This window comes from Anaeromassilibacillus sp. Marseille-P3371, from assembly GCF_900169665.1.
Classification (GTDB): Bacteria; Bacillota; Clostridia; order Oscillospirales; family Acutalibacteraceae; genus Anaeromassilibacillus.
This window is the reverse complement of sequence record NZ_LT835157.1, coordinates 239,510-248,044: the sequence shown is the minus strand read 5'-3', so window position 1 is coordinate 248,044 and position 8,535 is coordinate 239,510. Positions and strand designations below refer to the sequence as shown.

Annotated in this window: 1 protein-coding gene; it reads right to left on the bottom strand. The window is 50.5% G+C overall.

The genetic code is table 11. The annotated features are described in order from the left end of the window. On the bottom strand, positions 1-6,954 hold a 6,954-nt coding region (locus tag B9Y59_RS00660), incomplete at its 3' end, for a 3-keto-alpha-glucoside-1,2-lyase-like domain-containing protein (protein ID WP_158088900.1). Positions 6,955-8,535 lie beyond the last annotated feature (1,581 nt).

The following is an 8,535-nucleotide window of genomic DNA, read 5'->3' as shown; positions in this document are numbered from 1 at the left end:
GCTTCCGTTGCCCACTGTGAAGCTCGGTACCAGTCCGTTTCCATTGACCACGGTCATCTTGAAGGTGTACATGCTTCCTCTGTTCAGCGTGATGGCATTTGCCGCATCACTGCGCACACTTGCCGCTGCACTCTGGCTTGCGGAAACCACACCCGCTGCTCCATATGTGTTGCTTACATTTCTCGATGTGGAGCCGCTCTTCTTCGCTGTCGTCGTCTTTGTCTCCAGGTTCTGGATGCTTGCTTCCAGTGCTTCTACGGCACTCTTGACCTCTTCTTCGGTCGCTGCTTCATTGTTCAACACAACCTTTGCGTTGCTCAATGCCTTCTGCATCGCTGCCACGCTCTTTGCTGTGTACTTGCTGGTGTTCACTGCCTCTGCTTTTCCAATCAGGTCTTTCAAAGCGTCCTTGTTCGGAATCATACGCAGTGCTGTAATCGCATTGAGCAGTTCTTCGGCCTTCTCATCCACTGCCTCCTGGGTTGCATTGTCATTTTCCAACAGAGTTTCTGCATCGCCTAGGACGGTTTTAAAGGTAGCCCATGTTTCATCCTGGATGTACTTCGAAGCATTCTCTACAATTTTCTTGCCTTCTGCTACCAAAGCTTCCAGATCCGTCCTATCTGCACGGAAGACCAGTTTATTAAGCGCTTCATACAGTGCTTCTGCCGCTGCCTGGATGTCTGCTTCCAGTACTTCCTCGTCGTCCATCAGGTCCTCTGCCGCCTTGTATGCGTCGTCCAGCGCCTGTACGCTCTCCGGCGTGAAGTTCTCTCGATTGATGCTCTCTGCAATCTCCATCGGGATTTCCAGCTGGCTCTTGTCGCCCGCTGTAAAGCTCAGATACTGCAATGCCTCGATCAGCTCAAACATCGCGTTGTTGATCTCGTCCTGGCTTGCGGTCTTCTTTTCTTCGATCGCTTTCGCTGCCTGCAACGCTTCCTTGTACTTCTTCTGTACCGACGGGACTGCCGCCTCTACCTGCGCTTTCACGTTCTCGCTCTCTGCGATTGTGATCACTTCGCGCAGATTTTCCTTATCCACGATCGTGAAGCCCAGTTCAATCGTGGTGTCTGCATTCGGCATTGCCAGGCTGTAGATATACTCGGCAACGTCAAAGTTCTCTTCTGCTACGGCTTCGCCGTTCACGGTGACGCCTGCGATCTCTCTTCCTTCGACTCTCGGTTCAAAGGTCAGGTCGAGATTCGTGTTTGCCATTACGACGTCTTTATATGCGCCGATCAGGTTTGCAATCGTCTGCTCTTCCCCGTCGATCGACAGCTTCACCGTTGTCGGGTAGCTTACTGTCAACATATGCTCGGTCGGAACTTCCTGCTGATACTCGTCTGCCGGAATGACCTTCAGATCCTGTACCTGCAAACCGGAATTAAAGTTGCGCAGACCAATCATGCCGTAACTGTATGCATCGTCTTCTACGGTATAATATTCCTTGCCATTCACGGAAACGGTGATCTGATTGCCGATAGCCTTGACTTCAAAATCGTACCACTTGGAAGGATCAATCCGGAAGGAATGATCGTTCATGATGGAACGCCAGCCATAGTGAATATCACCGGTCTCTAAGCCGCTGGCTTCCTCGCCAGTCTCTACTTGTGCATTATAGTTGATGCCGGAAACATATCCGTACTGGTCGTCCTGGCCGACATCAAAGTCAGAGCAGCGGAAGATATAGCCTGCATTGGACTTGGTGTCCTGACGGACGTCTAGCTTGATCTTGGCCTGAATCACATAGTCGTCCCATGTGGTATAGCCATCGACCATCTTCTTACCGGCGCCATCCTTCAAGGTGAGGGTGTTGTCCTTTACCGAGAAGTCGCCGCTGATGATGTTCCAGCCATCCAGACAGCCATCCGAGAAGTCCTCTTCATAGATGAACTTATCCTTTACTTTGACGTTATCAAAGGATGCTGTTCCATTCAGGACGGATAGACCCGCCTTACCATTTCCAAAATCATTGATTCTTGCAACCAGAATCGCCTCATCGCTGTCATCCACATAAACGCGGACTGTATTGTTGACGACCCTTGCCTTGAGGTTGTAAACTGTGTCCGCCGCAACGTCCATATCGGCTTCTTCCAGGACATTTTCAACGCCGCTCATGGTGCGGATCACTTGAATCTTGTCCGCCGCTTCATCCACTGCTACGTAATAGCCGGAGATGCGTTCCTTCTGGACACCGGCACGTACCGCCAGGCCAGCCTTGCCGTTTTCTTCAACCGATACATCAGCGGAGAGCTCATAGTCGGACCAACCAGCATTGCCGATCATCGCTGTTGCTTCTCCAGTTGCGGTGATGGTTCCGTCTTCAAGGGTCCAAGCTTCCCCAGAAGTGACCCACTCTGCAATGCTGCCATTCTCAAAGTCCGCTTCATAGCGCGGAGCTGTGGAAACAACAACATTGTCAAAGATGCCCTTGCAACGGAAGCCTCTCAACGCTACACTACCGTTGGAATATGTTCCGTCGTATACATCGACTCTCGGTTCGGTTTCGTCATCCAAATAGACGCGGATTCTCGAGCCAACCGCCACAAAACGCATGCGGTGAGTCTCTCCTACTGCAATTGGAGCATCCACCTTGGCCAGTTCCGTCCAGCCATTGTGCATTCTGCCCACCTGGATATAGCCTTCGCCAAATCCTGCATAGTAGCCGTCTGCACCGTCCACATTTTCCAGATAATTGCTGCCGCGAATAATCAGACCCATGTTGCCATCCGTCCCGGGATTGACCTCAGTCAGTGTGATGTCCGCTTCTGCAACCAGATCGGTGGATTCGGTGTTGTTGATGATCGCTTTATTTCCCCAATCAGCTTCCATATAGAGATTGTTATTCTCATTGGAGCCGTCCCACAGTCCATCGGACTTCTGGGAATCGTTCGGCTGATTTTTGTCGCCTCTCATCAGGGTATAGCGCTCGTCAAATGTCGGGTTCGGGCGGCCCGCTGTGGTGCCGGAACCAATGTTGAAGGAATCGGCGAACTGTACATCTGCCTGCATATCGCCAGAGGAAAGCACGTCATAGCTTTCCGGTGCAACGGTCAGGGTGCCGCCGATTGCCTGGGCAATACCGGAGAAATCGCTGTAGTCGTATACATCGATAACCGGAACCGGATTGTTGTTCGCATAGACTGTGATATGGTCATCAAAGAAGGTTGCCTTTACACAGGAGGCGTCTGTATCTGCTGTTGCAAGCACAGTGCCGTCCACCTTGGAAAGGGTAACTTCATTTTCCGCCACATCAACCTTGTAACCGGTGTTTGCCTCTACATTGTAGCGGGCATAGAAGCTGCCTTCACTCTCGACGGTATAGTTGTCGCTCTCTGGAGTGACGGTTTCACCTGTGGTATCCGCCGGGTTCAAGATAACCATCGGATTGACGGCATAACGGCCGTTGCTTTCGTTGTAGATGCGCAGGCCATTTGCATTCTCTACATCTTCTTTGACCGAATAGGAGACGGTGAAGGTGCTATTTTCCGCCAACTCTGCCTTGAGGACCTCCAGTACGGAGTCCGGAATGTCAAGGTTTACCAAGTAGCCATAGTTGCCAGCGCTGGAACCGTTGCCTTCGCCCGGCGTCAGTGTCAAGGTACCGCGAATGTCTCTCGGGTTATCCGGGAGGTAAACCGTACCTACTTCATGTCCATTGATGGAAATCGTCATATCGGACGGGCGTTCGCTTCCTACCGTTGTCTGGGAGAAAGCGGAATTGTCGATACCGTGGTTGACAGAAGCATCCTTCAAGGAAGAAGCTTCCACAATCACACGCATGCTGTTCAGAACGTCCGCACCGATGCCTTCTGGCAAGGTATAAGAATAGGTGATTGCGCCAACGCCGTCTTTAATGGTGTTGGAATCTGCGTTGGACTGGCGCAGGACGGCACTATCCTCGGTGAGGATACTGACCGGCGCGGTATCCTTGCCGTTGGTAACGATCACGTTGACAAAGTTCTTTGCAATTTTCTCGCCGTTGTTCTCGATCCAGACCGTAAAGGTGCCAACACACTTCTGGTTCGGGAGGGAGAAGGAGATGTCGTGCTGCTCGCGGGTATACGGAGCATAGTCCAGAGCGACTTCGCCGCTCTTGCCCGTAGTGATGTAGTTGCCATAGATGTCGGTTGCATCAAAGCGCCACTTGAGCACCGGATTTTCCAGCGTCTCGCCGGACCAGTTCATCGCCACAACCGGCGCTGTGTACTGGCTGCCCGGAGCTGCCTTGATCGCAGGATTGATGTCTACGCCGACATAATTGGGCTGGTTGAGATCCAAAATGGTCATGTCGCCGCCGTAAGCGACATCTTCATAACCAAAGATCTTGTCGCGGCGGTCATAGGTCAGAACGCCGTTGCGCTCGTATTCAATGTCGTACGGCTCCGTATAGACAAAGCCGTTGAGTTTCTCATACTGACGCTGAATATCGGTCTGATACTTGAAGCACCAGGATACGTCATAATCGCCGTCAAAAGCAGCGACGCCGCCATATTCACTGTTGAGCCAAGGCTCGCTTTCTTGCTGGAACCCACCCCAGAAGTTGTTGGTGGAACCCGGATAGGTATTGCGCTCTCGGTCTGCCACGGTATCTTTGGAGCTCTGATACCCCTTTGGATACATATGGAACGTGTTGAGATCGGTCGGCTGGATATGGTCGTTGTTGCACGCGCTCATATCCTCGACCAACAGATGCGGATTGAGTTCCTTTGCCTTGTAATACAGATGCTGAATCCACTCGTTCGTGGTCATGCCGTCACTGGCCTTCTGGCCATTATGATCGATGCCCCAGGTTTCATTAAAGAGCATCACAGCGATGACGCACGGATGGTTGTAGTCGCGGTTGAGCATGCTCTCCAGAGCATATTCATACACCTCGCGGCCGGGAGTCTCGCCGCCATAGCTCTTTGCATTCATGTAAGTAGCGTGCGGCATATCCTGCCATACAAACATGCCGAGACGGTCGGCCCAGAAATACTGGAGCGGATCTTCAATCTTGAGGTGTTTACGGATCATGTTAAAGCCACGATCGCGCATTGCTTTGATGTCGTATTTCAGCGCTTCCTCGCTGGGAGCGGTATAAATTCCCTCTTCCCAGAAGCCCTGATCCAGCAAGCCGGAAAGGAACACCGGCTCGTTGTTGACATAGATGTACTCATAGTTTCTGCCGTCATACTTTTCGGTGCTGACCTTGCGCTGGCCAAAATACGTAGCCACGTTGTCCAGCTCTGTGTCGCCGTCAAGGAGACGAACGGTACCTTCATAGAGATTCGGGGAATCAAAATTCCACAGTTTCTGGTCTGTAATCGCAATTGGGTCCAGAGAAACTTCATTTTCACCGGCCTTCAATGTGATCTGCTGTGTACCGCTAAATGTGGAGCCAGTTTCAATATTTTCGCCCTTTTCGTCGTCCCAAAGAACGCTCTTAAAGTCATAAGCGACTGTGACTGTCTTGTCTGCATCACTCTGAACTTTCAGATCGAACTGAACGGAAGAGTTGTCAATATCCGGATTTGCATGCGCATAATCCATATAGGTACTGCTCCGGCCTTCCAAATAGACGGTCTGCCAGATGCCACTGGTATGTGTATAGCCGCATGGAGCGTTATGTCCCTGCTTGCCAACCAGCGCCGGATACTCATCCTTGCCATAAGAGGCCTCATCATTCACCATCAAGGTGATCTTGTTGTCGCCGGCCTGTACATAATCGGTAATGTTGAACTCAAATGGGGTATAACCGCCCTCATGGTCGCCAACCTTTTGTCCATTTACATACAGGGAACAGAACCAGTCGACCGCTCCAAACTTCAAAAATACTTGCTCGCCATCGGCAACCCAGGAATCGTCCAAGTTGAGGTTACGCTGATACCATGCAGTACCGAGGTAAGAACCGTCCTCGATGCCGCTCGCCGGGGACTCCCACGGGAACGGGACATTGATCTTCAGTTCATAATCCTTGGATTCGAACCACTTCTCGTCCTCGCCCACCTTATTGGGGTCAAATTCAAAGTCCCATACGCCGTTGAGGTTCATCCACTTGTCGCGCTTCCAATCCGGACGGGGATGTTCGCTGCGGGCGACCTCGCTGCCGGAGGAGGAAGTAACCACGATATAGGAATCTGCATACTGGATGTACATGTCCTGGCTCAGCTGAATCTTATAGGCTCCGGGTTTCAAGGTCTCCGGAACATTGACTACCAACTCGGTATCGCTGACAGAGACAACGTCCATGACAGCCTGCGGCTCCAAAGAGGACCCACCCAACGTCACCAGTTCTGCGGTAATCCCCTCAGAGAAATTCGAACCAGTGAGAGTGATTGTACCACCTAAACCTTCATCCTTGTCGAGCTGTGCATTGTCGGTATTTACGTCATCTACAAGCGGGCCGGCAAAATCTGCCGGAAGATAAAACGCAGAAGCCGGGATCTCGGTCTTTGCCATACCCTGGTCATTGGACCAACGTACATATACATGAGAGCCGCCGGTTGCTTCAAACCATTCCATCTTGAAATCATAAACCTGGCCAGCTTCCAGATGGATCGGAGCACTTGTTTGCTCGACATCCCACTGATTGACCCACCAATCGATGATCGGCTTCTCCATATCTTCTATATATAGACGGGCACCGTTGTCCGAATAGAAATAGAAGGTATATTCGCCTGTGGTCGGAGCCACTAAGCGGCCTGTCCAACGTGCGCCAGCCCAATCGCTGGCGCCGGTACGCTTGCTGAGCATGTTTTCTGTATCGCTAAACGCGATATCCGAGTCCACATAAATGCCTTTTAATGTTGTAAAAGGATAGCCGCTTGTATCCTGGACCAGATAGTATTCGCCCTGCAATCCATGATGTGTAAGCGGCTCCTCCACCTTTGGCGCAGCAGACGCCACAGGGGCTAGCATGGTAATGACCATCGCCAGAGAGAGAACGAGACTTAACAGCCTTTTTTTCATAAGCTCCTCCTTTGATAAACAGAATACTCTACTGTTTCCATGCTGTAACACAGTTAGGAAACATAGCAAATGCTGTGCGGTGTCCGCCATAGAAAAACATTTCACAGCAGACTCTGCCAGAGAATCGTTTGACGGTTCTTTGATCCTATATACCCCCTTTTGCCGCAACCGCCTATTGGCAGATATTTTATTGATGATAAAATTCTACACCGGATATTCTCGGAAGTATTTGTAATTTTTTAACTATTTGGTTCGATTTTTTGACGTTTCTATCCAAAATTAATTTGCTCTTGCATAAATAAAAGTAATGACACTCGCAAAGCATATTTCTATCGATTATGAGGCTTGGCCTTTCGAGTTTTCTTCATCTACAAATAGGCACTCTCGACCATGCCAGGTTTTGAGAAAACCTTATTTTTTTGCTCAATCTGTATCCAATACAAAAAATGAAAAAGGAACCCATTCCGGCCAAACCCGGAGTGGGTTCCTTTTCTAATGATTCCATTGTTTCCAGCAAGAGTGCGAAGCAATACTCGTTCATGAACGGCCCATTTGTTTTTTTAGAATGGTTCTTCGTATGTTTTTCTTCTATTTTTGGTATATCCTTTTACAAATGTATCCGCCATAGATAAGGAAGCTGATACTTGTCTTCTCCGCTGTGTTCCTTACAGACCTCCAAGCTAGGTCCTTGGCCACCAGCTTGACCGGATGTAATCCGCCTTCCCTCTGTTCAGAACAGATCTGGTACTCAACCGATTGTAACCGTGCAGTGTTTGACCGCATTTTGGCCCGGCATTGTCGTGTAAACGCCCGTACTCTGGCCCGGTGGACGTGCAGCGTCTTTCACTCCTATGGTGTTTCCTACGCTGGTTCTCTTCCCGCAGCGGTTGCTTAAAATCGAATAGCTGATGTCTACGGAAGTTCCTTGTTATTGACTGCTAGGCCTTGATTGGATACGAGCTACTTTCACTCTTAGTACAACGCGATTCCGGTATTTATCGATTATTACCGGATTTCTATGGTGGAAACAAACTTTATACAATNGTCTGCTTCCAGTACTTCCTCGTCGTCCATCAGGTCCTCTGCCGCCTTGTATGCGTCGTCCAGCGCCTGTACGCTCTCCGGCGTGAAGTTCTCTCGATTGATGCTCTCTGCAATCTCCATCGGGATTTCCAGCTGGCTCTTGTCGCCCGCTGTAAAGCTCAGATACTGCAATGCCTCGATCAGCTCAAACATCGCGTTGTTGATCTCGTCCTGGCTTGCGGTCTTCTTTTCTTCGATCGCTTTCGCTGCCTGCAACGCATTCTTGTACTTCTTCTGTACCGACGGGACTGCCGCCGCTACCTGCGCTTTCACGTTCTCGCTCTCTGCGATCGTGATCACTTCGCGCAGATTTTCTTTATCTACGATCGTGAAGCCCAGTTCAATCGTGGTGTCTGCATTCGGCATTGCCAGGCTGTATACATACTCATTGACATCAAACGCCTCTACCGGCTCGCCATTGACTGTCACGCCTGCGATCTCTCTGCCTTCGACTCTCGGCTCAAAGGTCAGGTCGAGATTCGTGTTTGCCATTACGAC